23 protein-coding genes are annotated in these 26,975 nt (G+C 65.5%); 18 read left to right on the forward strand and 5 right to left on the reverse strand.

Annotated elements, in window-relative coordinates; translation table 11 throughout:
• Positions 1–333: 333 nt before the first annotated feature.
• From XI05_RS26345 to XI05_RS26355, 3 genes are all read left to right on the forward strand, one after another.
• Positions 334–567, forward strand: a complete 234-nt coding sequence (locus XI05_RS26345) for a hypothetical protein (RefSeq protein WP_172786026.1) — start codon at positions 334–336, stop codon at positions 565–567.
• A gap of 160 nt (positions 568–727) precedes the next feature.
• Positions 728–1,411, forward strand: a complete 684-nt coding sequence (locus XI05_RS26350) for a response regulator transcription factor (protein ID WP_271507217.1) — start codon at positions 728–730, stop codon at positions 1,409–1,411.
• The gene (locus tag XI05_RS26355) at positions 1,408–3,354 is read left to right on the forward strand and encodes a sensor histidine kinase (RefSeq protein ID WP_271507219.1); all 1,947 of its coding nucleotides are present in this window, start codon (positions 1,408–1,410) and stop codon (positions 3,352–3,354) included. The genes XI05_RS26350 and XI05_RS26355 overlap by 4 nt, the downstream gene beginning before the upstream one ends.
• A 140-nt stretch (positions 3,355–3,494) precedes the next feature.
• On the opposite strand, the gene XI05_RS26360 is transcribed toward XI05_RS26355, so the two are convergent.
• Positions 3,495–3,794, reverse strand: coding sequence for a hypothetical protein (locus tag XI05_RS26360; protein ID WP_271507221.1), 300 nt, complete (start codon positions 3,792–3,794; stop codon positions 3,495–3,497).
• Positions 3,795–4,030: 236 nt separating this feature from the next.
• Here XI05_RS26360 and XI05_RS26365 point away from each other — a divergent pair, with 236 nt between their 5' ends.
• Positions 4,031–4,255 (forward strand): hypothetical protein, encoded by a 225-nt coding sequence (locus tag XI05_RS26365; protein WP_271507223.1) that lies wholly within the window; start codon positions 4,031–4,033, stop codon positions 4,253–4,255.
• Positions 4,256–4,334: 79 nt separating this feature from the next.
• Here XI05_RS26365 and XI05_RS26370 read toward each other — a convergent pair whose 3' ends face one another.
• Positions 4,335–4,757 (reverse strand): GFA family protein, encoded by a 423-nt coding sequence (locus XI05_RS26370; RefSeq protein ID WP_212256198.1) that lies wholly within the window; start codon positions 4,755–4,757, stop codon positions 4,335–4,337.
• 87 nt (positions 4,758–4,844) lie between these two features.
• Positions 4,845–5,633, reverse strand: a complete 789-nt coding sequence (mddA, locus tag XI05_RS26375) for a methanethiol S-methyltransferase (RefSeq protein ID WP_271507224.1) — start codon at positions 5,631–5,633, stop codon at positions 4,845–4,847.
• A gap of 133 nt (positions 5,634–5,766) precedes the next feature.
• On the opposite strand from mddA, the gene XI05_RS26380 reads away from it, so the two are divergent.
• The 8 genes from XI05_RS26380 to XI05_RS26415 all read left to right on the forward strand — a co-directional run bounded on the left by XI05_RS26380 (position 5,767) and on the right by XI05_RS26415 (position 14,777).
• On the forward strand, positions 5,767–7,314 hold the full coding sequence (locus tag XI05_RS26380) for a winged helix-turn-helix domain-containing tetratricopeptide repeat protein (protein ID WP_271507225.1): 1,548 nt from the start codon (positions 5,767–5,769) through the stop codon (positions 7,312–7,314).
• A 315-nt stretch (positions 7,315–7,629) separates the two neighbouring features.
• Positions 7,630–9,180: an ABC transporter substrate-binding protein gene (locus tag XI05_RS26385; protein ID WP_271507226.1), complete on the forward strand. Its 1,551-nt coding sequence runs from the start codon at positions 7,630–7,632 to the stop codon at positions 9,178–9,180.
• Positions 9,181–9,379: 199 nt separating this feature from the next.
• Positions 9,380–10,351, forward strand: coding sequence for an ABC transporter permease (locus XI05_RS26390; RefSeq protein WP_212256190.1), 972 nt, complete (start codon positions 9,380–9,382; stop codon positions 10,349–10,351).
• The gene (locus XI05_RS26395; protein WP_212256188.1) at positions 10,348–11,187 is read left to right on the forward strand and encodes an ABC transporter permease; all 840 of its coding nucleotides are present in this window, start codon (positions 10,348–10,350) and stop codon (positions 11,185–11,187) included. The genes XI05_RS26390 and XI05_RS26395 overlap by 4 nt, the downstream gene beginning before the upstream one ends.
• Before the next feature lie 2 nt (positions 11,188–11,189).
• On the forward strand, positions 11,190–12,809 hold the full coding sequence (locus tag XI05_RS26400) for an ABC transporter ATP-binding protein (protein WP_271507227.1): 1,620 nt from the start codon (positions 11,190–11,192) through the stop codon (positions 12,807–12,809).
• Positions 12,810–13,176: 367 nt separating this feature from the next.
• On the forward strand, positions 13,177–13,353 hold the full coding sequence (locus XI05_RS26405) for a hypothetical protein (RefSeq protein WP_271507228.1): 177 nt from the start codon (positions 13,177–13,179) through the stop codon (positions 13,351–13,353).
• Complete coding sequence (locus tag XI05_RS26410; RefSeq protein ID WP_080133401.1) at positions 13,350–13,559, forward strand: hypothetical protein; 210 nt, start codon at positions 13,350–13,352, stop codon at positions 13,557–13,559. The genes XI05_RS26405 and XI05_RS26410 overlap by 4 nt, the downstream gene beginning before the upstream one ends.
• 276 nt (positions 13,560–13,835) lie before the next feature.
• On the forward strand, positions 13,836–14,777 hold the full coding sequence (locus tag XI05_RS26415) for an AEC family transporter (RefSeq protein WP_271507229.1): 942 nt from the start codon (positions 13,836–13,838) through the stop codon (positions 14,775–14,777).
• Positions 14,778–14,812: 35 nt separating this feature from the next.
• On the opposite strand, the gene XI05_RS26420 is transcribed toward XI05_RS26415, so the two are convergent.
• Positions 14,813–15,097 carry a hypothetical protein gene (locus tag XI05_RS26420; RefSeq protein ID WP_271507230.1) on the reverse strand — a complete coding sequence of 95 codons (285 nt, stop codon included), beginning with the start codon at positions 15,095–15,097 and terminating at the stop codon, positions 14,813–14,815.
• Positions 15,098–15,285: 188 nt separating this feature from the next.
• On the opposite strand from XI05_RS26420, the gene XI05_RS26425 reads away from it, so the two are divergent.
• The 4 genes from XI05_RS26425 to XI05_RS26440 all read left to right on the forward strand — a co-directional run bounded on the left by XI05_RS26425 (position 15,286) and on the right by XI05_RS26440 (position 20,202).
• Positions 15,286–15,606 (forward strand): hypothetical protein, encoded by a 321-nt coding sequence (locus XI05_RS26425; protein ID WP_271507231.1) that lies wholly within the window; start codon positions 15,286–15,288, stop codon positions 15,604–15,606.
• Positions 15,607–15,830: 224 nt separating this feature from the next.
• Positions 15,831–16,556 carry an outer membrane protein gene (locus tag XI05_RS26430; protein ID WP_271507232.1) on the forward strand — a complete coding sequence of 242 codons (726 nt, stop codon included), beginning with the start codon at positions 15,831–15,833 and terminating at the stop codon, positions 16,554–16,556.
• A gap of 162 nt (positions 16,557–16,718) precedes the next feature.
• A complete protein-coding gene (locus tag XI05_RS26435) occupies positions 16,719–18,863 on the forward strand; it encodes a methyl-accepting chemotaxis protein (RefSeq protein ID WP_271507233.1) in 2,145 nt (714 codons plus the stop codon).
• A 277-nt stretch (positions 18,864–19,140) separates the two neighbouring features.
• A complete protein-coding gene (locus XI05_RS26440) occupies positions 19,141–20,202 on the forward strand; it encodes an MBL fold metallo-hydrolase (protein ID WP_172786042.1) in 1,062 nt (353 codons plus the stop codon).
• A gap of 172 nt (positions 20,203–20,374) precedes the next feature.
• On the opposite strand, the gene aroQ is transcribed toward XI05_RS26440, so the two are convergent.
• Entirely contained in the window at positions 20,375–20,806 is a 432-nt protein-coding gene (aroQ, locus tag XI05_RS26445) for a type II 3-dehydroquinate dehydratase (RefSeq protein ID WP_011084019.1), read from the reverse strand.
• Positions 20,807–21,084: 278 nt separating this feature from the next.
• Here aroQ and hemA point away from each other — a divergent pair, with 278 nt between their 5' ends.
• Both hemA and XI05_RS26455 read left to right on the forward strand, forming a co-directional pair.
• Positions 21,085–22,314 carry a 5-aminolevulinate synthase gene (gene hemA, locus XI05_RS26450; protein ID WP_271507234.1) on the forward strand — a complete coding sequence of 410 codons (1,230 nt, stop codon included), beginning with the start codon at positions 21,085–21,087 and terminating at the stop codon, positions 22,312–22,314.
• Positions 22,315–22,662: 348 nt separating this feature from the next.
• Positions 22,663–26,172, forward strand: a complete 3,510-nt coding sequence (locus XI05_RS26455) for a PAS domain-containing hybrid sensor histidine kinase/response regulator (RefSeq protein ID WP_271507235.1) — start codon at positions 22,663–22,665, stop codon at positions 26,170–26,172.
• Positions 26,173–26,975: the final 803 nt, after the last annotated feature.

Here is a 26,975-nt window from a genome sequence, read left to right on the forward strand (position 1 = left end):
GAACGCCCCTTATCCCTGGGCCAGGATGCCGACGCATATACGATATTTCCGAATTTCGGTCAAGCAGAATATCTTAGGACAATGGGACAGGCGGTCAGAAGGTGCTCCTGGCGGGAATTATCTGCCGGGCCCAGGAGCGTCTTCTTGGCCCGTCTGTCTCCACATCGTCATTGCGAGCGCAGCGAAGCAATCCAGGAATGCCTCCGCGGCGACACTCTGGATTGCTTCGCTGCGCTCGCAATGACGAGGAGGATTACGCGACCGGGGCCATTCGACTTCCCCGCGCCAATCCCTATATCCTGCGGAAACGATTTGACGCAGCGGACAGCTTCGATGGCCAGAACACGCACGAGGGGCACCGACGCCGACGACCTTCCCCGCTATTTCGTCTGGGTCCGGGGGCTCGAAGGGCCCGAGCCGCAGAAATGGACGGCGATGGATTTCGGCGTCGGCGATTGGAAGCGGCCACTCGTGCTGGCCTATCTGGAGCTGCCGGAAGACGAACGGCCGCTGTCGCTGTCGGTCCTGGCGCGGCGATATCCGCCGCCGCGAGTCGATCTTTCGTAAGCCGGATTGGCGGCGGCCGTCCGTCGGCCGGCAAAATCAGGCGCGACACATGGCAGTCCCATGACTTTCCCGCCCCCATGATTATGGGTGTCACCGCCTTCGCGCTGCGGTTAGACTTGCCTGGCGCCGCGGGGGACACGCGGGTCGCGGGACCATGGACATGACCGAACAGGGCGAGATGGGTGAAGCCATCACCATCCTCCTCGTCGAGGACGACGCTCCGACCTGCTGGCGGCTGCAGGATGCGCTGGCCAAGGCTGGTTACGAGGTGCGCAGCGCCGGTACGCTCGCGGAGGCGCGGCAGGCCCTCGCCGCCGGCGCGCCGCACGTGCTGCTGACGGATCTGCGGCTGCCCGACGGCCACGGCATCGAGCTGATCCGCGAGATGCGGCAGCGCTTTCCCGACACCGAGATCATGGTGATCTCCGCGCTCGGCGACGAGGAGAGCGTGATTTCCGCGATCACGGTCGGCGCCACCGGCTACCTGCTCAAGGACGCCTTCCCCACCGACATCGCCACCACCGTGCGCGACCTGGTCGCCGGACATTCGCCGATCTCGGCCTCGATCGCGCGCTTCATCGTGCGCAGGACACAAGGTGCCGCACAGAGTTCGGCGGAGCCGCCGCCCGGCCCCGCGCTCAACACGGCGAGGCTGACCCCGCGCGAGATCGACATTCTCTGGGGCATCGCCAAAGGCTTCAGCTATGCCGAGATCGCAAGCCATCTCGGCCTGTCCAAGCAGACCGTGCCCGGCCATATCAAGAACATCTATCGCAAGCTCGAAGTGCACACGCGCAGCGAGGCGGTGTTCGAGGCGGTGCAGCAGGGCCTGATCAAGCTGTGAGCGAGATCGCGGCCAAAGCACCCACGAAGGCACCTGCGAAGGCACCGACACGCCCGCGGCGCCGGCTGATCTTGTCGCGGCTCGTGCCCTATCTGCTGCTGCAGGCGTTGATCGTCATCGTCACGATCCTCGGGCTTCGGCTGCTGCAGCCGAGCGATCCCGAGGACTACGCGGTGAGCGATTTTTCGGCGCGGGAGGACGGCCTGACGCGCCCCGTGACGCTGCCGCATTTCACCTCGTCGCGCAACTCGCTGGCCGACCCGCCATTCTACACCGGCACTTTCACGTTCCGGAGCGGCGATGCGGCCTCGGCCTGGTCGGTGTACCTGCCGCGCTTCAGCAACGCGGTGGAGGTCGCCGTCAACGGCGTCGTCGTGCTCGACTCCCGACGCGACGCCAACGCCAACCGGCCCGACCGCAACACGCCGCAGATCGCAGCCATCCCCGCCTCGCTGCTGCGCGAGGGCGGAAACGAGATCACGGTGCGGCTGTTCGTATGGGGACCGCTCAAAGGCTTCCTCGACACCGTCTATGTCGGGCCGGATATCGCCTTGCGCCCGGCCTATGAGACACGCACGCTGCTGTTCGTCACGCTGCCGGTGATGTTCTCCGCCTGGCAGGCGATCCTGGCCGTCATCCTCGCGATCATGTGGCTGATGCGGCGCCACGAACCGGTCTATGGCGTGCTCGCAGCCGCGATGGTGCTCGGTGTGGTGCAGGCATTCGTGCCGCCGCCGGCGCCGCCGGCCACGGTCTCCCGGCTCACCGCGGTGCTGCTCGCGTCCGCACCGATCGAGAGCGCGCTGATCGTCGTGTTCGGCGTGCTGTTCTTCGGCTGGCGCTGGCCGCGCTACGGCACGCTGCTGTTCGTGCCCGGCGTCCTCGTGTTCGTGGTCGGGCTGATCGGGGGCCCGCCGCTGCCGCGGATCCTGTTCCTGGTGCTCGGCATTCCCACCGTCGGGCTCTGCCTGGTCCTGATGGCCTGCATCACGGCGACCGCCGTGGTGCGGCGGCAGGACGCGGCGAGCTTCACGATCGGCTGCGCGGTGACCATCGTGCTGGTCTGCTGGGCCCAGGACATGCTCACCGTGCTCGATATCGCGAGCAACGATCGCATCTTCGTCTCGCGGCTGTCCTATTCGGCGATGCTGGTCGCGATCGGCGCCGGGCTGACCTGGCGCTTTGCCCGCGCCTTGAACCAGGTCGACAGCTTTGCCGGCCAGCTGGTGACGCGCGTGCGCGAGGCCGAGGAGCGCCTGAAGGCGAGCTTTGCCCGCGAGGAGGAGCGCGCCCGCGCGGCGGCGCTCGCCAACGAGCGCACGCGCCTGATGCGCGACCTGCATGACGGTCTCGGCGGCCAGCTCGTGAGCATCGTCGCGCTGTCCGAGCGTGGCAGCGCCGGCGCGACCATCACGGACGCCGCGCGCGCGGCGTTGAAGGATCTGCGCCTCGTCATCGATTCCATGGACGACATTGGCGGCGACCTGATGCTCGCGCTCGGCTCCTGGCGCGAGCGCGCCACGGCCCAATTGCGGCCGCACGACATCGCACTCGAGTGGCGCGTGGCGACGCCGCAGGGCCTGCCGCTGCATCCCGAGCTGAGGCCATGGCACGTCATCCAGATCGTGCGCATCCTCGACGAGGCCGTGACCAATGCGGTCAAGCACGCGCAGGCCCGCCGCATCGCAGTGACCATCGACACGTTCGACGCAGGCCAGGGGCCGTACGGCGTCATCAGCGTGACGGACGACGGAAGCGGCTTTGCGCTGACAGGCAATGGCGAGGCCGCGGGCACCGGGCAGACCGCGCGCGGCCTGCGCAACATGAAAAGCCGCGCCGCGCGCTGCGGCGCGGTGCTCGACCTGACGTCTGATTCCTCCGGCACGCGCGTGCGGCTGAAATTGCCGCAGCGTTTTCCCGACGGCGACATGGCCGCGGGCTGAAAGGCCCCCTCCCCGAACGTGTGGGGCGCACGGAGAGAGGGGACGGGCCAGGTTAAAATTTCCTGCGGAGGACGGGGGGTGTTCGTCCGCAGGCCCCGTTGGCCCGAAGCGATCCAATCAGTTCAATCGAACGGAGAATATCAGCGCACGCCGACGCGATTGACCGGGCCGCCGCGATTCATCGGCGTTCCCGCGCGCACGCCGACGCCGGGCGCGCCGACGCCGGGCGTTGCGACCGCCGCCGCCGCGACCGGCGCTCCCACCACCACGGCGCCAGTCGGCCGCACCACGCAGCCCTTCGGCACGCCGACGGTCTTGCAATAGACCACAGCCTGCGCCGGGCTCGTGCCCAGCGACACCATCGCCGCGCCCGCCAGCGCCATGACCGTCAGCGCCATGACCGTCAGCCTTGCGCCCGGCGCTCCAGCTCTCTTCGACATTCTTGCTCTCCTGCTTCCCGTTCGGCGTCCCGATGCAATCACCGGGTTTCGCAGCCGAGGTGCAGCCTGAATGACAAAAGTGGGCGCACCGATACATGCCATGAAGATGGGGGTACCGCGGGCGGGAGGACTGGCCGGTGCCATGAACATGGCATGGACCCGCGGCCGGGCTTTGCGAGATGGTCCGGCCCGATTGATCCCGGTCGGGACCAACGACGATTGCAAAGAGGTGCTTCATGAAGATTTCGGTTCTTGCCGCGCTGCTGCTCGCAGCTGCCACCCTGCCCGCTGCGGCGCAGTCCGGTCCATCCGTCCAGGAGCAAATGGCCTGCCGCGGCGACGCCAGCAAATTCTGCGCCGAGCATATCGGCAAGCCGCCGCAGATGAATGCCTGCCTGCGCGAGAACAAGTCGAAGCTCTCGGACTCCTGCCGCAAGGTGGTTGAATCGCGCGGCGGCTAGTCGTTCGCCCCTCTCTCTTGGGAGAAAACAGAGAGGGCGGCGCTCTGCCGCCCTCTCGATAAATGCCGAAGGCGCGCCGCTATTCCTGCATCATCTCGCCGCTTCCGCCGAACTCGGCCGGAAAATCCTTCAGCTTGGGCAGGCCGTCGCGCATCGGCAGCACGGTCTCGGCATAATTGACGTGAACTCCGGGCGTGAACGCGAGCGTGGGGATGGTGGCGGTGAAGACGTCGACCAGACCGAGCGGCGGATGGTTGGTCATGAGATGGCCGCCGCACTGCTTGCAAAATTTGCGCTGGCTGAGCGGCGTCTTGGCGAAGGTCTCGACATTCTGAGCGCCTTCGGTGATGCGCACGGCTTCGGGCTTCCACAGGCTGAAGGCGTTGACCGGACCGCCCGACCACGAGCGGCACGAGCGGCAATGGCAATAACCCATCGCCTCCGGCTCGCCCGTGACCTCGACCGTGACCGCGCCGCAGAAGCAGTTTCCGACATGTTTCATCTGGAACCTCTCCGTTTTTCTGAAGGATTGTTATTGCGCGTCGGCGCCCCGCGCCCCTTCCAGTGGACGCGCGTGGCTTGGCCGAGACTATACCGATCGGCGCCAGGGAATAAGCATCGAAACGCGTTGTTTGTACTGCCGGTACTCGTTGCCGAAGAGATCCATGAGGTCGCTCTCCTCCAGCGCGATGCCGACGAAGATGTAGAGCGTGGTCACGGCCGCGAACAAAAGATGACCCGCGGTCATGACCGGCGCCGCCCAGAACGCGACGATGAAGCCGAGATAGATCGGATGGCGGACGAACTTGTAGAGCAGCGGCGTCCTGAAGCGCGGCGGCTCCATCTCCTTGCCGACGAGATGATTGGTCACCTGATGCAGGCCGAACAATTCGAAATGGTTGATGATGAAGGTCGAGGTGAACACCAGCACCCAGCCGGCGAAGGACAACGTGACCAGTGTCACGGCAAGATCGGGGTTCTCCACGCTCCATATGACCGACGGCAGCGGACGCCACTGCCAGAACAGGAGGAGCAGTGACAGGCTCGCGAACAGCACGTAGGTGCTTCGCTCGACCGGCTTGGGGACGAACTGCGTCCACCAATCCTTGAATTGCCGGCGCGCCATCACGCTGTGTTGAACCGCGAACAACGACATCAGCAGCAGGTTGATGATGACCGCGCGAACGACGGGCGCTTCGGCACCGGTGTCGATGGTCTTGGGCACCATCACCCCCATGACGAAGCCGATCGCATAGAGAATGGTGACGAAAAACACGAGATACGCCGCAATTCCGTACAGAAAGGCAATGAACCTGAACATGCGAGAGCCCGTAATCGCCGGGCCGATGGAATGAACCTGGTGATCGAGTTGGGTCATAGAACGCTCCGTTGTGCCGAGGCATCGACACGGTTTGGTCTTCGCACCATGCCGGATCGGACGTCCCGCGGCTTTTGCAGACGATTGATTTTCGCCTGAGACGACTTTGATTTTTGCTTGAGACGACGAAAACGTGCGATTTCGCTTTGAAAACAACGTGCTGGACGGCGACCTTCGGGAGCTCACATGCGAGGGAATAGCCGTCCCGTTGCAGCCGCAAGTGTTCGATCTGCTGCTTTATCTGGTCGGGCAACGGGCGCGAGTGGTCAGCAAGGATGACCTGATCAGCCAGATCTGGAACAACCGGATCGTCTCGGATTCCGCCCTGAACAGCCGGATCAACGCCGCACGCAAGGCGCTGGGCGATGACGGTGCGACCCAGCGCCTGATCAAGACCATTCCACGCAAGGGCTTTCGTTTCGTCGGCGAGGTCCGGGAAGAGGTGGCGGCGTCGCCTGCGCGGACGGAAGCCAAGCCCGCTCCCCCGCGCGCGGCGGACCGTCCGGCGATCGCCGTACTCGCCTTCGAGAACATGAGCGGCGATCCCGCGCAGGACTATTTCGGCGACGGGATCAGCGAGGACATCCTCACCGCGCTGTCGAAGCAGCGCTGGTTCATGGTGATCGCCCGCAACTCTTCCTTCACCTACAAGGGGCGTGCGGTCCATATCAGGCAGATCGCCGAGGAGCTCGGTGTCCGCTACATCGTCGAAGGCAGCGTGCGCAAGGCAAACAACCGCGTGCGCATCACCGCACAGCTCAACGACGCCGTCTCGGGCAGCCATCTCTGGGCCGAGCGCTATGACCGCGAGCTCGTCGATGTCTTCGCCGTGCAGGACGAGATTACCAACGCGATCGCCGCGGCGATCGAGCCGCAGATCCACGCGGCCGAGAATTTCCGCAGCCATCGCAAGCCGCCGGCGAGCCTCGACGCCTGGGACCTCTTGATGCGCGCGCTGTCGCATTATTGGCGCGTGACGCGCCAGGATCACGAGGCCGCGAAGGCGCTGCTCGCGCGCGCGATCGCGATCGATCCGAATTACGGCCAGGCGCTGTCGCTGCTGGCCGTGAACGACATGTTCGGCGTGCATCTCGGCTGGGTCGAGCTCGCCGCGGTTGCGCCGGCCGCGGAAGCCGCCGCGCTCAAAGCGGTGCGCTGCGACCATGAGGATTCCTGGGCGCATGCCGCGCTCGGCAGCGTCTGCTTCTCGACCCGCAGGCTCACAGACGCGCTGTCCGAATTCGAGCAGGCGCTCGCGCTCAATCCGAACTTCTCGCTGGCGCAGGGCTATTACGCGCTGGCGCTGTCCTATGCCGGACGCTCGAACGACTCGTTCGAGGCCGCGCAAAAGGCGATCCGGCTGTCACCGCGCGATCCGTCACTGGCGATCTATCACGGCATCGCCGCCTATGCGCGCTTCACCGAGCGGCGCTATGGCGAGGCCATCGCGCTCGCACGCGAGGCGATCCGGCACCGCGGCGACCTCACCGGCGCCTATCGCGTGCTCGCCGTCTCCGCCGGCATGACCGGCGATGGCGCGCTTGCGGACATGGCACTCGGAGAGCTCCGCCGCACCCAACCGGGCATCTCGCTGCACTGGATCGCGACGCAGCTGCCGTGGGCCAACGAGCGAGATCGCGACCACTATCTGGAGGGATTCCGCCGCGCCGGGTTGCGGTGAGACGTCTTGCCCTGGCGGGGTAAGCGCGAGGGCGCTCTCGCCGCCGCCATGCCGCGACGCTGTGTCGCTATTCGCAGCCGTCATGTCGACGCACGACGAACGTGACGGACGCCCAGCAATACAAGCCCAACTCATCAAAACAGGACGCGCTGTACATTTTTTGTGCGAGCACTGTCGCGACTTTCATCTTGCCGCGCCGAACGGGACTGTGTGAGCCTCGATGGCGGATGGGGACTGGGATGGACCGACCGTCGCTTTGCGCGCCAGGGCGCCTGCGAAGCGTTTGCGGCTGGTCTCGCTTGAGAAAGATACGACATGCCAAAACGAGTGTTGCTTGGTCTCCTCCTGGCTTGCGGCCTTGCGGCCCCTGCGCTGGCACAAGAGCCGAAAACGGGCGGTGTGATCAATGCCGTGATCCAGCCCGAGCCGCCGGGCCTGATGCTTGCGATGGTCCAGAACGGCCCGGTCCAGATGGTCTCGGGCAACATCTTCGAAGGCCTCTTGCGCTACAGCCCCAAGCTCGACCCGCTGCCGGAGCTTGCCGAGAGCTGGAGCGTCAGCGAGGACGCCAAGACCTACGCCTTCAAGTTGAAGAAGGGCGTGACCTGGCATGACGGCAAGCCCTTCACCGCCGCCGACGTGCTGTTCTCGATCGAGATGCTGAAGCAGACCCATGCGCGCGCCCGCACCAACCTGTCGCAGGTCGACAAGATCGAGACGCCGGACGATTACACGGTGGTGTTCACGCTGAAGCAGCCGTTCGGCCCGTTCCTCGGCATCTTCGAGGTCGGCTCGATGCCGATGGTGCCGAAGCATCTCTACGACGGCACCGACTGGAAGACCAATCCCTACAACAACGCGCCCATCGGCACCGGGCCCTTCATGTTCAAGGAATGGCAGAAGGGCTCGTACATCCGCCTGGTCAAGAATCCGAACTACCACGAGAAGGGCAAGCCCTACCTCGACGAGATCTACTGGCAGATCATTCCCGACGCCGCGGCGCGCTCGGTGGCGTACGAGACCGGCAAGGTCGACGTGCTGCCCGGCGGCTCGGTCGAGAATTTCGACGTGCCGCGGCTGTCGAAGCTGAAGGACACCTGCGTCACCGGCGCCGGCTGGGAATTCTTCTCGCCGCTGGCCTGGCTGTGGCTCAACAACCGCCAGGGTCCGCTCGCCGACAAGCGGGTGCGGCAGGCGATCATGTATGCGATCGACCGCGACTTCGCCAAGGACGTGATCTGGAACGGGCTCGGCAAGGTCGCCACCGGCCCGTCGGCCTCGACCATCAAGTACTACACCGACGACGTGAAGAAGTATCCCTACGATCCGGCCAAGGCCAAGGCGCTGCTGAAGGAAGCCGGCTACAAGGGCGAGAAGATCCGCCTCTTGCCGCTGGCCTATGGCGAGACCTGGCAGCGCTGGGGTGAAGCCGTGAAGCAGAACCTCCAGGACGTCGGCATGATCATCGAGACGATCGCCACCGACGTTGCCGGCGGCAACCAGAAGATCAGCGACTGGGATTACGACATCGCCTTCACCTATCTCTACCAATACGGCGATCCCGCGCTGGGGGTGGGACGCAACTACATTTCCAGCAACATCGCCAAGGGCCAGGTCTTCAACAACGTCGAGGGCTATTCCAACCCTGAGATCGACAAGCTGTTCGCCGACGGCGCGGTGGCGACGCCCGACTCCAAGCGCAAGGAGATCTACGAGAAGGCGCAGAAGATCCTGGTCGAGGACGTGCCGGTGGCCTGGATGCTCGAGCTGCAATTCCCGACCATCATGCGCTGCAAGGTCAAGAACCTGATCACCACGGGGATCGGGGTCAACGATGGCTTCAAGGACGCATGGCTCGACAAGTGACGGCAGGCGCTCCGAACTCCCCTTACCTCTCCCGCTTGCGGGAGAGGTCGCTGCGCTCGAAGAGCGTAGCGGGTGAGGGCTCTCTCCTCTTGGCAATCCCTTTGCGGAAGCACCCCCTCCCCTGCCCTCCCCCGCAAGCGGGAGAGGGAGCGCACCGCCGCTGCGGCTGCGACCACCCCGATATCATCGCCATTTGATCATGCTCTCCTTCGTCGCCCAGCGTGTCCTCAAGGGCGTGATCGTCCTGCTCGCGATCGTCGTCCTCAATTTCTTCCTGATCCGCCTGGCGCCCGGCGATCCCGCGATCGTGATGGCGGGCGAAGCCGGGGCCAGCGACCAGGTCTTCGTCAAGCAGCTCCGGGAGAAGTTCGGCCTCGACAAGCCACTGCCCGAGCAGCTCTTCATCTACGTCAAGGGCGTCGTCGGCCTCGACCTCGGCTTTTCCTTCCGCCAGCAGGCACCGGTCGCGAAGCTGATCGGCGAGCGGCTGCCGGCGACGCTGCTCCTGACCCTGACGGCATTCGCGATCTCGCTGATGCTCGGCATCCTCTGCGGCACCTTCGCCGCGCGCTTTGCCGGAACCTTTCTCGACACCGGCATCACCGTGTTCGCGCTGATCTTCTACGCCATGCCGATCTTCTGGGTGGCGCTGATGGGCATCCTCTTGTTCTCCGTCACCTTCGACTGGCTGCCTAGCTTCGGTTACGAGACCGTCGGCGCCAACCTCACCGGCCTTGCCCATGCGGTCGATGTCGCAAAGCACCTGATCATGCCGGCAATGACGCTCGGCCTGTTCTTCATGGCGACCTACACCCGCATGACGCGCGCCTCGATGCTTGAGGTGAAGCGCCTCGACTTCGTCAAGACGGCGCGCGCCAAGGGCCTCAGCGACGCCGTGATCCAGCGCCGCCACGTGCTGCGCAATGCGCTGCTGCCGGTGGTGACGCTCGCCGGCGTGCATTCCGGCACGCTGATCGGCGGCGCCGTCATCACCGAGACCGTGTTCGCCTGGCCCGGGATCGGGCGGCTGATGTACGACGCCCTGCTGCAGCGCGACTACAATCTGCTGCTCGGTGTGTTCGTGATCTGCTCCGCCATGGTCCTGATCTTCAACCTCGTCACCGACCTCGTCTATCGCCTGGTCGATCCGCGCATCGAATACGCCTCATGAAACAGTTCTGGAAATCGATGCTGAGGAGCCCGAGCGGCGTCATCGGGCTCGTCATCCTCCTGGTCGCGGTCTCCGTCGCGGTGTTCGGACCGATGCTGTTCCCGAACTCGCCCTGGCGCATGGTGCAGCGGCCGTTCCTGCCGCCGTTCACGCTCGGGGCCGTGCCGCTCGGCACCGACGCGCTCGGCCGCGACATCTTCGCCGGCATGATCTTCGGCGCCCGCGTCTCGCTTCTGGTCGGCCTCGTCTCCACGCTGGTGGCGCTGATCGTCGGCGTGCCGATCGGCGCCATGGCCGGCTATTTCGGCGGCAAGGTCGATGACGCCCTGATGCGCTTCACCGAGTTCTTCCAGACCATTCCGAGCTTCGCGCTCGCGATCGTGCTGGTCGCGATCCTGCAGCCCTCGATCTATTCGATCGTCGCCTCGATCGCGCTGGTGAGTTGGCCGCCGGTCGCCCGCCTCGTGCGCGGCGAGGTGCTGTCGCTGCGGACGCGCGAATATGTCCAGGCCGCCGTGGTCACCGGCCAGAGCAACAGCTGGATCATCCTGCGCGAAATCCTCCCCAACGCGTTGTCGCCCGTGATCGTGCTGGCCTCGCTGATGGTGGCGACCGCGATCCTGCTGGAATCCTCGCTGTCCTTCCTCGGCCTCGGCGATCCCAATCTGATCTCCTGGGGCTACATGGTCGGCGCCGGCCGCACCGTGATCCGGCAAGCTTGGTGGATCACCGTGTTTCCGGGCGTCGCCATCCTGATCTCGGTGCTCGGGCTGAACCTGATCGGCGAAGGCCTCAACGATGCGCTCAATCCGCGCCTGTCGCGGGAGGGCCGCTGACGATGACCGCCTCGCCCGCCGTCTCCATCAAGAACTTGCGGATCGCGTTGCCCAAGGGCGCCGAGCGCCCCTTCGCGGTCGACGGCGTCTCGCTCGATCTGCAGCCCGGCAAGATCGTCTGCGTCGTCGGCGAGTCCGGCTCCGGCAAGTCGATGTGCGCGCATGCGCTGATGGGCCTGTTGCCGGATACGGTGTCGGTCGCCTCGGGCGAGATCCAGTTCGAAGGCAGCGACTTGCTCGAGCTCGATGACGACGGCTGGCGCGATCTGCGCGGCCGACGGCTCGCGATGATCTTCCAGGAGCCGATGACCGCGCTCAATCCGTTGATGCGGATCGGCGACCAGATGGCGGAGATGTTCGAGGCGCACGGCCTGCTCACGCCGAAGGAGCGGCGCGCCAAGGCGTTGTCGCTGGCACGCGAGGTCGGCCTGCCCGACCCCGAGCGCATCGTCCGCGCCTATCCGCACCAGCTCTCCGGCGGCCAGCGCCAGCGCGCCATGATCGCGATGGCGCTCGCGCTCGAGCCGGCGGTGCTGGTCGCCGACGAGCCGACCACCGCGCTCGACGTCACCACGCAGGCCCAGATCCTGAAGCTGATCCGGAATCTCCAGCAGAGCCGCAACATGGCGGTGATGTTCATCACCCATGATTTCGGCGTCGTCGCCGATATCGCCGACCAGGTCGTGGTGCTCCGCCATGGCAAGGTCGTCGAGGAAGGGCCGGCCACAGTCGTCTTCAACGCGCCGCAGCACGACTACACCAAGGCACTGCTTGCGGCCGTGCCCTCGATGGATCCGCCGCCGCGAGAGCCACTCGACGATCGGGCCAGGGCCGTCGATGTGATCGGGCTGGACAAGACCTATGTCACGTCGGGTGGTTGGTTCCGCGAGGATCGCCGCGTCGACGCCGCGCGCGCGGTCAATTTCAACATCCTCAAGGGCGAGACGCTCGGCCTGGTCGGCGAATCCGGCTCGGGCAAGTCGTCGGTGGCGCGCCTGGTCATGCGGCTGATCGAAGCCGACCGCGGCACGGTGCGGATCGGCGAGACCGACCTCACGTCCCTGTCCGGCAAGGCGCTGCGTGCCGAGCGCCATCGCATCCAGATGATCTTCCAGGATCCGTTCGCCTCGCTCAATCCAAGGCGCAAGATCGTCCACATCATCGCCGACGGCCCGATTGCAGCCGGCCTCGATCCGAAAGTTGCGTTCGACCGCGCCCGCGATCTCCTCAAGATGGTAGGCCTCGATGCGGGCGCGCTCGAACGCTATCCGCACGAATTCTCCGGCGGCCAGCGCCAGCGCATCGGCATTGCCCGTGCGCTCGCGCTCGAGCCGGAGATCATCGTCGCGGATGAGGCCGTCTCCGCACTCGACGTCTCCGTGCAGGCGCAGGTGTTGAAGCTGCTGGAAGACCTCAAGGCGCGCCTCGGCCTGTCGATGCTGTTCATCACCCACGATCTGCGGGTCGCGGCCCAGATCTGCGACCGCATCGCGGTGATGCAGCGCGGCGCCATCGTCGAGCTGAAGCCGACTGCGCAACTGTTCGCCGCGCCCGAGCATGCCTATACGCGCGAGTTGCTCGCAGCCGTGCCCGGACGGAAGGAGCACGCGCCGGCGGCCTGAGACGGCTCGTTCGTTCATCGATCTCCGTGATGGTTCCAAAGACTTGCACGCTGAGCGGGACGAAACCTATTCGATCCAGCAGCATTTGCTTTTGTGAGACCATCCTTGCTCATGTCGGCAAGGGGTGAGTTGACGCCAATACTCGCTCGTCGCGGCTGACGCCGTACAACGAACGTGACGTGGTAGGCAGCTTCACAACCCAGCAAATGAGACACACCGGGATGCTGGGAATCGCGCAGCGCAGTCACGCGCTTTTTATCCGGTCGTGACCGGACCCGCCGCTTCAAAGCCGAAGGCGGCACCATAGATGACGATTGAAATGATCGACGTCATCTCATGACGGACTCACACTGTATTCGGAGCCAACATGGGCGAAGTTATTCGATTTGTCTCAAAATCCGAGCGCGAGCGAGCACGCCTCATCGAGGAGGCACGCGCGATCTACGACAGCATCTTCCCGCCGGCCGATCCGGCCAACGAGGACCAGGGAAAGCCGGCGATCGGCCGCCCGTTCATCGGCCGCGACGGGGGTAACATATCGTGATCAAGATCATCGCCGTGCTTTGCAGCCTCGCCTCTCCCTCCAATTGTCACGAGCAGATCGTCACCACGTCGGACTTCGCGCAAGTCTCGGTGCAGTCGTGCCTGATGGGCGCGCCGCAGCTCGCCGAATGGATGAACCAGCATCCGGCCGAGCGCCTTGCGGCATGGCGCTGCGTGATCGGTCAACAAACCGGCCGCGGGATCTAGGCCCGGACCTCTCGCTTCGGCGGAGTAAGCCGTTCGCGTGCCCCGGAAGCGGCGCAGCGCTTCCCTGGCGATGCGAAGCATCGTCCAGCGAGCGCCGCGCTGCAGAGCCGGGGCCCATCGCAGCCCCGAGTCTTGCAGCCCCCTGGGTCCCGGCTCACGCTTCGCGCGTCCGGGACACGGCACCAAGCCTGCGCCTCGCTGAACGTTGGGCAGTGACGGCATTCCATCCCCGGAGTAACCTCTCGTTGCGGCCGTTCGCAGCAAGGGGGACGCCGGATGGAAGTCGCCAGTCTCGTTCTTCCGGTCTTCGCGATCATCGTCACCGGCTGGCTCGCAGGCGAGCTTGGCTATCTCTCGCGCTCGCTTGCCGATGCCCTGGTCCACTTTGCCTACAACGTGGCGATGCCGGCGCTGTTGATCGTCACGATCGCCCAGGAACCGGCGCGCAATCTCCTGGAATGGCGCTTTCTGCTCGCATTCGGCGGCGGCTCGCTGATCTGCTTCGCGCTCGTGTTCCTGCCGGTCCGCGCAGGCGGCAAACACGATCTTGCCAGCAGCACCATCCATGGGATGGCAGCGGCGATGACCAACACCGGATTCGTGGCGCTACCGATCCTGCATGCGATCTACGGCCAGCCCGCCGTGCTGCCCGCGGCTGTCGCGACGGTGTTCGTGGCCGCGGTGATGTTTCCGATCACGGTGATCCTGCTGGAAAAGCACGATGCACGCGGAGCCTCCGTACATTCCACGGGACTGGCAAGGCAAATCCTGCTCAATCCCATGGTGTTGTCGACGCTCATCGGCCTCACCTGGGCGGTGACGGGACTGCCGATTCCGGCACCGGTCGCGGCCTACCTCAACATGATCGCTGCCGCGCTCACGCCGTGCGCGCTGTTTGCCATCGGGCTCGGTCTCTCCGTGGAGGGCCTGAGGTCCAACCTGAAAGCGTCGTTTGCGCTCGCGGCGGTGAAACTCGTGGTCATGCCGCTCATCGTCTACGGACTTTCCGTCATGATCGGCCTCGCCCCTCTCTACACGGTTGCAGCCGTCATCTGCGCGGCGGTGCCGACGGCGAAAACCGTCTACGTCCTCGCGCATGAGCACAAGGTCGAGGAAAAGCTGGTTGCAGCCACGGTCTCGATCACGACGATGCTGTCGGTCGCGACATTGCTGATCGCGCTTTATCTGCTCTCGGGATCGGCGAGCGGCCTGCGTTGATCCGCCAGTGGCTTGCGCCTTACCCGGAGCCCTCTCTATCTCGTTGTATTGCTCCAGGTCGGAACCGAGTTGGTCACGCCGACCGAGGGCCAATTGTATGATCCGACCGACGGCGCGGTGACGGTGCCGACCGTCTGTCCCGACGATCCGTAGGACGCCCCCAGCTGTGCGGCCGGCGCTCCGGCTCCGCTATAGGTCGGCGCCATCACACCAGTGCTGTATTGCCGGCTCGACCGGACCTTTTTTGCTTCAGCCGCGAAAGGCGCGGCGAGAAGTCCGGTAGTGACGAGCGCGGCGATGGCAAGTCTGACTGTCTTCATGGCTGATCCTTTCGCCCGCTTCGCGCCCCCATATGCCCAAGTGGTCATGCATCGGGAAATTTCCATGGGTCTGCCTTCATAACTCCGCGAGCGGACGAAAGCGCCGGAGCGCGGCGCGCTCCACCGCCTTCGGATGGACCCGAATCAGCGCTAGTGCATTGCTTTCAGTGACTTCCCTGGACGCAAGCATGACCGGCGCCGAACTGAAGCAGCTTCGCAACGACCTCTCCGATGCCCTCGAGCGCAAGCTCAGCGCGGCCGACATGGCCAAGCTTTGCGGTTTGCCGGGAACGAGCGGCGCCGACACCATCCGGCGCTGGGAGGTCAGCGGCCCGACGCCGGAGGCGACCAGGATCTTGCGCGTGCTCGCGATGGCGAGCGAGCGCTATCCGATCCTGGAGAAGTTCGACATCTTTGATCGACACGACGTGCGTGAGGAAGACAGGCCGGCGAAGCGCACCGCCTTTCGCGCGCAGATGCGCGATGAGGCGCGGCGGCGCCTTGGTTAACACAAGACGCGCGCAAGTTACCGACACGGCGCGCCGTTAAGCCTTCCTTCACCACTTCTTAAGTCGCCATTAAGCACGAAAATCATTTGCACCCCAACAAGTTACGTTGGGTCTCGCTGTGCCACGGATGTGACAGCATTTTCGTCAAAAGCGAGCTATCTGCAAAACCAATGCGGCGCAGAGAACGCGCCTGCCGGGGACCTTACGTGTTGGAGTTCAAGACCATGAAGAAGATTCTGTTTGCGACCGTGGCGCTGCTCGTGCTGGGCGCGGCTGCGCCGGCCGTCGGCGCCGATCTCGGCAACCGCAATTATTACAAGACGCCCGCGCCGGCCTACGCCGCGCCGATCTACAATTGGACGGGCTTCTATCTCGGCGCCCATGTCGGCGGCGCGTTCTCCAGCGACAACAATTTCAACGGCCTCTCCACCGGCAACAACGGCAACGGCCGCTTCCTCGGCGGCGTGCAGGTCGGTGCGGACTGGCAGTTCAACCCCAACTTCGTGGTCGGCGTCGAAGGCCAGTATTCCTGGCTTTCCGGCAGCGTCGGCGCGGTGTTCCCGGGCGGCATCGCCTACACCAACGACCAGCGCGGCCTCGGCTCGATCACCGGCCGCGTCGGCTACACCTGGGGTCCCGGCCTGGTCTATGTGAAGGGCGGCTACGCCTATTCGGACAACAACGAGAAGGTCACCGTCGGCGGCGTGCCGACCGCCTTCGTCATCACCGGCGATCACCGCAACGGCTACACCGTCGGCGCCGGCCTCGAATACATGTTCGCCCCGAACTGGTCGGCCAAGGCCGAGTACCAGTACTACAATTTCGGCGAGGCGAGCTTCACCGGCGGTCCGCTCGCGGGCACCGGAAGCTTCACCACCGACGACCATACCCTCAAGGCGGGCGTCAACTACCGCTTCAACTGGGCAAGCCCGGCTGTGGCGCGCTACTGATCGTTAGCAAGACATTATCGCGATGAGGGGCCGGCGACGTTGCCGGCCCTCTTTTTTCGCTCTGCGGAACGCGCGCAACCGGTTGCAGCAATTGCGATTTTTTAACCGCCCCGCCCGATACTCCCCGCCACAAAACATAAGCAAGGGCGTGGGGGAATTTCGATGGGCATCCGTTTCAGTCTCGGCCGTTTCAAGCCGCGTTTCAAAATGCCGAGATGGGGCGTGCGCGGCAGCCTGTTCGCGGCCTTCGCGGTCATCGCGGGCATGGGCCTCGTGATCGCGGCCGGCGCAGGCCTTGCGCTGCAAAATCTCGGCGGACGCATTTCTGAACTGAGCGGACGAGACATTCCGCGCCTTTCCGCCAGCCTGCAATTGTCGGCGCTGAGCGCGAGCCTCGCGGCACAGGGACCGGCCCTGCTTGCGGCGCAAAGCGAAGACGCCCTGAACGAACGCACCAAGAAGCTCAGGGAATTGCAGGAGCAAACGCAGCAGAAGCTCAACGAGATCATCGAGCTCGGCGGCGACAAGAGCGTCGTGTCCGGACTCAGCGACACGATGAAGAGCATCAACGAGGCGGCTCAGAGCCTGACCAAGGCCGCCCGCGAACGGCTCGACGTCGCGGCCCTGCACGAAAAGCAATATGACGCGCTTCGCAACGCGCAGGGCGCCTTCGTCGGGGCAGCGAGCCCGGCGATGCTGGACGCGCAGACCCGCGTCAATGCCATCCTCGGTTCCGCCGACCTGTCCGCCGCCGACGCGAACGACGCCGCGCAGACCGTCGGCCAGCTCGGCAACGTCGTCGCCAGCGGCAATCTCGCGGCCGCCAACATGAGCGCGGCGCTTTCGGCGAGCACCAGCGACAGGCTCGACGACATCCAGAAGGAATTCAAGACGGCGCAGGGACGCCTGCGGTCGAACCTCGATCTGTTGCCGGACAACCAGGGCAACAAGATGCTGCGCGACACCGCGGAAAAGCTGCTCGCGCTCGGCACCGGCAAGACCGGCGTGTTCAATCTGCGCGAAAAGGAGCTCGACTCCATCGACTACGGCCAGACCATCCTGGACGAGACCCGCAAGCTCAATGTCGGCCTCGGCATCAGCGTGCAGCAGCTGGTCGACGGCGTGCAGAAGGAGACCAACACCTCGACCTTCCAGGCGCGGCAGGAGATTTCGCTCGCGACCTCAGTCATGCTGGCGCTGGGCGCGCTGATGCTGGTCGGGTCGGCGCTGTTCGTCTGGCTCTATGTCGGCCGCAACATCCTGCGCCGGATCGGCGCCCTGCAACAGTCGATGCAGCTGCTCGCCAACGGCGATCTCGAGACCGAGATCTACCGCTCGAAGAATCACAACGACGAAATTTCCGTCATGGCGAACACGCTGCAGGTGTTCCGGGAGAGCATGATCGAGACCCGCGCGCTGACGAGCGAGCAGGACAAGGACCGTATCGCCAAGGCCGAGCGTGCCGCGCGCATGGAAGCGAAGATCGCCCAGTTCGAAAGCACGGTGCGCTCCGCGCTCGACAATCTGGCGCAATCGGCCAATTCGATGCAGTCGACCGCGCAGAGCATGTCGAACACCGCCGACCAGTCCAACGCGCTGGTCAACGCGGTCGCCTCCGCCGCGGAAGAGACGTCGGTGAACGTGCAGACCGTGTCGGCCGGCACCGAGCAGCTGTCCTCCTCGATCCAGGAGATCAGCCGCCAGGTCGTGACCTCGGCCGGGATCGCCAAGAAGGCGGTCGACGAAGCGGGAGCGACCGATGCCACGGTGCAGAGTCTTGCCGACAGCGCAAGCCGCATCAGCGTCGTCGTCGACCTGATCCAGACCATCGCCTCGCAGACCAATCTGCTCGCGCTCAATGCCACCATCGAGGCGGCGCGCGCGGGCGAGGCCGGCCGCGGCTTCGCGGTGGTCGCCTCCGAGGTGAAGAGCCTGGCGAGCCAGACCGCCAAGGCGACGGACGAGATCCGCACCCAGATCGCCAGCATGCAGGAGGTCACGACCTCCGCGGTCGGCGCCATCCAGGGCATCGGCCGGATCATCGGCGAGATCAACGACGTCACCACGACGATCGCAGCCGCGGTCGAGGAGCAGGGCGCCGCCACGCGCGAAATCGCTCGCAACATCCAGCATGCTGCCGGCGGCACCAGCGAGGTCTCCAGCAACATCGTCGGCGTCTCCACCGCGTCCGCCGAAGCCGGCGCTGCGGCCACCGAAGTGCTGGGCGCCTCGGACGCGCTGCGGCGCGAGGCCGATATGCTGCGCGGGGAGATCGACGCCTTCCTCAACGACATGCGGGCGGCGTAGGCACGCGGCATTGAGGCTGCGCTCCCTCTCCCGCTTGCGGGCGAGGGTGCCTCCACAATGGGATACTCGCGGCATCCCGAGAATTATCCCCGTGGGGAGAGAGCCCCCACCCAGCGCTACGCGCCGACCTCCCCCGCAAGCGGGAGAGGTGCAGCGAGTATTGGGCACGACCGTCCCACATCACGGAAAAACACTCCCCGGTATGACCGCCATGCGGTCGCCGCCCAGCATCCTTTTTCGGCTGGCGCCCCGCGCGCGCTGGGTTTAAGCCGGTAGCATGAGCTCAAAAACCGACACCGCGCCGTCCTCGGCCGAGGCCCTGCGCTACCCCTGGGAACAGCATCCCGGCCCCGAACAGGTGGTCGAGGTCAGGCCCGGCGTGTTGTGGGCGCGGCTGAAGCTGCCGTTTCGCCTCAACCACGTGAACATCTACCTGCTCGCCGATGGCGACGGCTATGCGATGATCGATGCCGGCTTCGGCAACGAGGAGACGATCGAGGCCTGGACGAAGCTGTTCGACGGGCCCCTGAAGGGCGTCACCATCACGCGCCTGATCGTCACGCACTCACACCCCGATCATGTCGGCCTTGCGGGCTGGATCGTGGAGCGCTTCAACTGTCCCCTGGTGATGTCGCAGGTCGAATATCTGCAATCGGTCTATCACCAGAACCGCGGCACCGAGGAGCGGCGCGAGGCGCAGCGGCTGTTCTTCCGCCGCCATGGCATGGACGAGTCGCTCACGGAAAAGCTGCTCGGCCGCGGCCAGGACTATCTCAAGCGCGTCTCGGTGCTGCCGCCGTCCTACCGCCGCATCTCGCATGGCGACGACGTCGTGATCGGCACGCGCCGCTTCAAGGTCATCACCGGCGGCGGCCACGCGCTCGACCAGGTGATGCTGTATTGCGCCGACGACAAGCTGTTCCTCTCCGCCGACCAGGTGCTGAGCAAGATCTCGCCGAATGTTAGCGTCTGGGCGGTCGAGCCCGACCAGAACTCGCTCGGCGAATACCTCGCCTCGCTCGCCAGCCTCACCACGACGCTGCCCTATGACGTGCTGGTGCTGCCCGGCCACGGCGTGCCGTTCTACGGATTGAAGACCCGCATCAAGCAGCTCGCCGACCACCATGAGGAGCGCTGCCGATTGATCGCGGAAGCCTGCCGCGAGGTGCCGCAAACCTCGCGCGCCCTGGTGCCTGTCGTGTTCAACAAGCACGTGCTCGACGAGCACCAGATGGGCTTTGCCGCCGGCGAGCTCGTCGCCCACGTCAACTACATGATCGTCGAGGGCCGCCTCACGGCCGAGATGCAGGACGGCGTGCTGCAGTTTCGGACGACGTGAGTTTTGTCTTCACCTCGCCCCGCTTGCGGGGAGAGGTCGGTCGCGAAGCGACCGGGTGAGGGGGACTCTCCACGAGTCCAACTCTCACCATCATTGCCGAGACAGCCCCTCACCCCAACCCTCTCCCCGCAAGCGCGGGGCGAGGGAGGGCACCGCCGCCGCGGCGAATACCTCACTTCATATTCGCGATCGCGTGCAGCGCCGCGATGTAGCCGAACGGGCCGAGCCCGCAGATCACGCCGGTCGCGACGAACGAGATCTTGGAGTGCCGGTGATATTCGTCACGGGCGTGGATGTTGGAGATGTGGACCTCCAGCACCGGGCCCTCGAACGTCTTGATCGCATCCATGATCGAAACTGAAGTGAAGGACAGGCCGGCCGGATTGATGACGATGGCATCGGCGTCCTGCCGCGCCGACTGGATCAGATCGACCAGCACGCCTTCATGGTTGGACTGGTGGAAGGCGAGCTTGAGGCCGAGCTTGGCAGCCGCTTCCTCGCAGCTCGCGTTGACCTCCGCGAGCGTCGTGGTGCCGTAGATGTGCGGCTCGCGGATACCGAGCATGTTGAGGTTGGGACCGTTGAGGATCATCACGCGCTTCATGGAAGGGCCCTTTCGAAGACCTGGTTGAGCAAGGAAAACGCGTGCCGGGCCGCGACGGAAGACCAGAGGCCGAGGGGCCGAACCCTCGCCCGGCAGATGGTGCAGAGCAGCATTATATGTCGCGCGGAGTTGATCGGAATCAAACTGCGACGCGCCCGATAGGGCATTTTGCCCAAATGCCCTCCAGGGCCAAATGTGGGATAGCGCATAGACATTGGAGCTGGAAAAGCTCTAACTAGATGCGTCCCCTTGGTCAGGTTCCGTTGCAGGTTTTGCCGATGGATTACGCCCAATTCTTCGATTCCGCCCTCGATCGCCTCCATACCGAGCGGCGTTATCGCGTGTTCGCCGACCTCGAACGGACGGCCGGCCGGTTCCCGCACGCGGTCTGGTACTCGCCCAAGGGCAAGCGCGACGTCGTGATCTGGTGCTCCAACGACTATCTCGGCATGGGCCAGCATCCGAAGGTGGTCGGCGCCATGGTCGAGACCGCCACGCGCGTCGGCACCGGGGCCGGCGGCACCCGCAACATCGCCGGCACGCATCATCCGCTGGTGCAGCTCGAAGCCGAGCTCGCCGATCTCCACGGCAAGGAAGCCGCGCTGCTGTTCACCTCGGGCTATGTCTCGAACCAGACCGGCATCCCGACCATCGCCAAGCTCATTCCGAACTGCCTGATCCTGTCGGACGAGCTCAACCACAATTCGATGATCGAGGGCATCCGCCAGTCCGGCTGCGAGCGGATCGTGTTCCGCCACAACGACGTTGCGCATCTCGAAGAGCTGTTGAAAGCAGCTGGCCCCGATCGGCCGAAGCTGATCGTCTGCGAGAGCCTGTATTCCATGGACGGCGATGTCGCGCCGCTGGCCAGGATCTGCGATCTCGCCGAGAAATATGGCGCGATGACCTATGTCGACGAAGTCCACGCCGTCGGCATGTACGGCCCGCGCGGCGGCGGCATCGCCGAGCGCGACGGCGTGATGCATCGCATCGACATTCTCGAGGGCACGCTGGCCAAGGCGTTCGGCTGTCTCGGCGGCTACATCGCCGCCAACGGCCAGATCATCGACGCCGTGCGCTCCTATGCGCCGGGCTTCATCTTCACAACCGCGCTGCCGCCGGCGGTCTGCTCGGCCGCGACCGCCGCGATCAGGCATCTGAAGACGTCGAGCTGGGAGCGCGAGCGTCACCAGGACCGCGCCGCCCGGGTCAAGGCGATCCTCAATGCCGCCGGCCTGCCGGTGATGTCGAGCGACACCCACATCGTACCGCTGTTCGTCGGCGATCCCGAGAAGTGCAAGCAGGCCTCCGACCTGCTGCTCGAACAGCACGGGATCTACATCCAGCCGATCAACTATCCGACCGTCGCCAAGGGCACCGAGCGCCTGCGCATCACGCCCTCGCCCTATCACGACGACGGCCTGATCGATCAGCTCGCCGAAGCGCTGTTGCAAGTGTGGGACCGCCTCGGCCTGCCGCTGCGCGCCAAGTCGCTGGCAGCGGAGTAGGGCTACTTCTTACCCTCCCTTGGAGGGGTCCGGGACGAGCGAAGCTCGCCCGTGGGTCGGCTCACATGGAGCGGAGCGAAATGTGAGACGGGGTGGGGTGACAGTCTCTCCCCATCCAACAGTGCCCGTGTGGAGAGATCACCCCACCCCGCTCGCGCTGCGCGCGATCGACCCTCCCCCTCCAGGGGAGGGTAAGAGAGCGGACAGCTCGCTCCACCGCTTAACGACACCCGCAGTTCCCGCTGGCGCCCGGCATTTCGCTGTCGCTTGCGTCCGCTCAACGCGCTAGATTTACGGGGAAAATGCGCTCGGGCGCCGCCGGCGCCCAGGGAGAAAGCCCCCCGACCCATGCTGCACGATTGGGGCGTGATCGCCGCCGCCTTCGGCTATATCGGCTTCCTGTTCCTGGTGGCGAGCCATGGCGACCGCCGTTCGCCGGCGGGGCGCGGCCGCGCCTCCGGGCTGATCTATCCGCTGTCGCTGGCGATCTACTGCACGTCCTGGACCTTCTTCGGCTCGGTCGGCTTCGCCACCCGCACCTCGACCGACTTCCTCGCGATCTATGTCGGCCCGATCCTGATGATCGGGCTAGGGGCCGGCGTGCTCCGCCGCGTCATCCAGCTCGCCAAGGCCCACAACATCACCTCGATCGCCGACTTCATCGGGGCTCGCTACGGCAAGAGCCAGGCGGTGGCGGCCACCGTCGCGGCAATCGCGATCATCGGCTCGGTGCCCTACATCGCGCTCCAGCTCAAGGCGGTGGCCTCCTCGCTGGGCACGATCCTGAGCGAAGACCAGGCCTTCTCGCACATCCCGATCCTCGGCGACATGGCGCTGATGGTAACGCTGACGATGGCAGCCTTCGCGGTGCTGTTCGGCACGCGGCAGACCGACGCCACAGAGCACCAGCACGGCCTGATGCTGGCGGTCGCAACCGAATCCATCGTCAAGTTGGTCGCCTTTCTCGCCGCCGGCATTTTCGTCACCTTCTGGATGTTCTCGCCGCATGAACTGATCGAGCGCGCCATGAGGACGCCGGAAGCGGTGCGCGCCATCAACTATTCCCCGTCGATCGGCAACTTCCTGACCATGACGTTGCTGTCGTTGTGCGCGATCATGCTGCTGCCGCGCCAGTTTCACGTCAGCGTGGTGGAGAATTCCAGCGATGCCGAGGTCGGCCGCGCGCGCTGGCTGTTCCCGCTCTACCTCGTTGCCATCAATCTCTTCGTGATCCCGATCGCGCTCGCCGGCCTCGTGACCTTCCCGTTCGGCGCGGCCGACCCTGACATGTACGTGCTGGCCCTGCCGATCGAGGGCGACGCGGACCTGCTCAGCGTCGCCGTCTTCGTCGGCGGATTGTCGGCGGCGACCGCCATGGTGATCGTCGAATGCGTCGCGCTCTCCATCATGGTCTCGAACGACCTCGTGGTGCCCCTGGTGCTGAAACGTCGGCCGGAGGGGCGCGCCGGCGGAGCCGATTTCAGCAACTTCCTGCTGCGCTCGCGCCGGCTCGCGATCTTCGCCATCATGGTGATGGCCTATTTCTACTATCGCGCGCTCGGCAACACCCAGCTCGCGGCGATCGGCCTGCTCTCCTTTGCCGCCATTGCCCAGCTTGCCCCGAGCTTCTTCGGCGGGCTGCTCTGGCGGCGCGCGACCGCGCGCGGGGCGATCGGCGGAATGCTGGTCGGCTTTGCGGTGTGGCTCTACACGCTGTTCATGCCGAGCTTCATGGATTCCTCGACATCAGGCATCCTGCTGCTGCAGCACGGCCCGTTCGGGATCGAGGCGCTGCGACCGCAGGCGCTGTTCGGCGCCGACCTGCCGCCCCTGATGCACGGCGTGATCTGGTCGCTGTCGCTCAACATCCTGACCTATGTGCTGCTGTCGCTGGCGCGCCGGCCGTCCTCCATCGAGCTGCTGCAGGCCGATCTGTTCGTGCCCAATACGCTCGCACCGATCTCGCCGAGCTTCCGCCGCTGGCGCACCACGGTCACCGTGCAGGACATCCAGACCACGGTGGCGCAATATCTCGGGCCCGACCGCGCGCGGCAATCCTTCGAGGCCTTCTCGGCCCGGCGCAACGTGCGGCTGGAGCCCGGTGCGCCCGCCGATTTCGAGCTGCTGCAACACGCCGAGCACCTGATTGCCTCCTCGATCGGCGCGGCCTCCTCCCGCCTCGTGATGTCGCTGCTGCTGCGCAAGCGAACGGTCTCCGCCAAGGCCGCACTGAAGCTGCTCGACGATTCCCACGCGGCGCTGCATTTCAACCGCGAGATCCTGCAGACCGCGCTCAACCATGTGCGCCAGGGCATCGCGGTGTTCGACGCCGATCTGCAACTGATCTGCTCCAACCGGCAGTTCGGCGATCTCCTCAATGTGCCACTGCATCTGATCCAGTTCGGCACGCCCTTGCACGAGATCCTGGAGTTCATCGGCCTCGGCGATCCGAACGATCCGCTCGAGCGCGAGGCCCTGCTGAAGCGGCGCCTTGCCGCCTACACCACCGACAGCGAGCCTTATCTCGAGCGCCTGCCGGAGCGGCACATGGTGATCGAAGTGCTCACCAACCGCATGCCCGGCGGCGGCTTCGTCATCACCTTCACCGACGTCACGCCCACCTTCGAAGCCGCGGAAGCGCTGGAGCGCGCCAATGCGACGCTGGAAAAGCGCGTGCGCGACCGCACCGAGGAGCTGACGCGGCTGAACTCCGAGCTGGCCCACGCCAAGAGCGCGGCGGAGGACGCCAGCATCTCCAAGACGCGTTTCCTCGCCGCCGCCAGCCACGACATCCTCCAGCCCCTGAACGCGGCGCGGCTCTACGTCACGAGCCTCGTCGAGCGCCAGCACAATGGCGAAGAGACGCGGCTGGTCGAGAACATCGACGACTCGCTGCAGGCGATCGAGGAAATCCTCGGCGCGCTGCTCGACATCTCCAGGCTCGATGCCGGCGCGATGACGACCTCCATCTCGAGCTTCAAGATGGCCGATCTGATGCGCTCGCTGGAAATCGAGTTCGCGCCGATCGCGCGCGCCAAGGGCCTGGAACTCGCCTTCGTGCCCTGCTCGCTGCCGGTGCAATCGGACCGCCTGCTGCTGCGGCGGCTGCTGCAGAACCTGATCTCGAATGCGATCAAATACACCCCGCGCGGCCGCGTGCTGGTCGGTTGCCGCCGCCGCGGCGCCTCGCTCAAGATCTGCGTCTACGACACCGGCGTCGGCATCCCCCCGGTCAAGCGCGGTGAGATCTTCAAGGAATTCCATCGCCTGGAGCAGGGCGCGCGGATCGCGCGCGGTCTCGGCCTCGGGCTCTCGATCGTGGAACGGTTGGCACGCGTGCTCAATCACGGCATCGCCATCGAGGCCAATGCCGGTGGCGGCTCGGTCTTCTCCGTGACGGTACCGACGGCGAAGGCGATCACCCACACCGCGGCCGTGACCAGCGCGACGCCGCTGGCGCGCACGCCGATCTCTGGCGCGCTGATCGTCTGCATCGAGAACGATGCGGCGATCCTCGACGGCATGCGCACGCTGCTCAAGGCCTGGGACGCCGAGGTGATCGCGGTCGCCGATCCCGAAGGGGCGATCGCCGCCATCGAAACCGCCGGACGGCGCGTCACCGGCCTCCTGGTCGACTATCACCTCGATCGCGGCAACGGCATCGCTGCGATCCGCGAGATCCGCCGCCGCTTCGGCGACGGCATCCCGGCGATCCTGATCACCGCCGATCGCAGCCCCGCCGTGCAGGTCGCCGCGCGTGACGAGAAGATCGCAGTGCTCAACAAGCCGGTGAAGCCGGCTTCGCTCCGCGCCCTGCTCGGCCAGTGGCGCACGCAGCAGATGGTGGCGGCGGAGTGAGACGCACTGCTCTCTCGAGATCGTCATTGCGAGCGCAGCGAAGCAATCCGGAATCCCTCCGCAGAGACAGTCCGGATTGCTTCGCTGCGCTCGCAATGACGGAGCAACCGTTGTCGTCCTCAAACCAGCATCTCGACTCGCAGACATGGCATCGCCCTCTCGCGGCGCGCTTCGCCCGAGTTTTGCGCTTCTCGTCGCGCCCTCCTGGAGAAAGGGCGCAGGGAAGGCCGGGTGCTGGCTGGCACCCGCGGTCCGCTGCGCGAAATGCACACGCAGAAAGAACCGCACAGCAGCATACAGGTGAAGCCGAACACACGGCCTTCCCTGCGCGATGGTCGGACGGCTTATGCCGTGCTCTCCCGGGAGTCGAACTTTCCTTTTGGCCTCCCTCGCCTCACGGAATTCGCCGACATTGCGCCGGTTGGCGCCATGCCGCCTCCGCAAGACTTGACCGTAGCAACGACGGCCAGGACCACACGGTTTTGCCGTTACGCAATAGCGCCGTTCGTACAACGCGGCTTGCGAGATGCTCACGGGGATCGGCTCAATCCATCACCCCGCCCCACCCCCCACATCCGCGACGGCGCCAAGGCGTCCACCGCAGCCCGATCCGCGGCTCGTGACGACGTACGACCGCCCCTTTTCGTCGGATCAGGGTGGGTGAGACATACGACAAATCCGAATTTCGGTAAAGCGGAATATATTGCTGCAGGCGCATTGACCCAGCCATTGCTGTTTGCCTGCCGTACAACCCAAGCCCTTGGGGGGACGGCCTGGGTGCGGCTCTCGACGCTGAGCTTTGC

This window comes from Bradyrhizobium sp. CCBAU 11357, from assembly GCF_028128865.1.
Classification (GTDB): Bacteria; Pseudomonadota; Alphaproteobacteria; order Rhizobiales; family Xanthobacteraceae; genus Bradyrhizobium.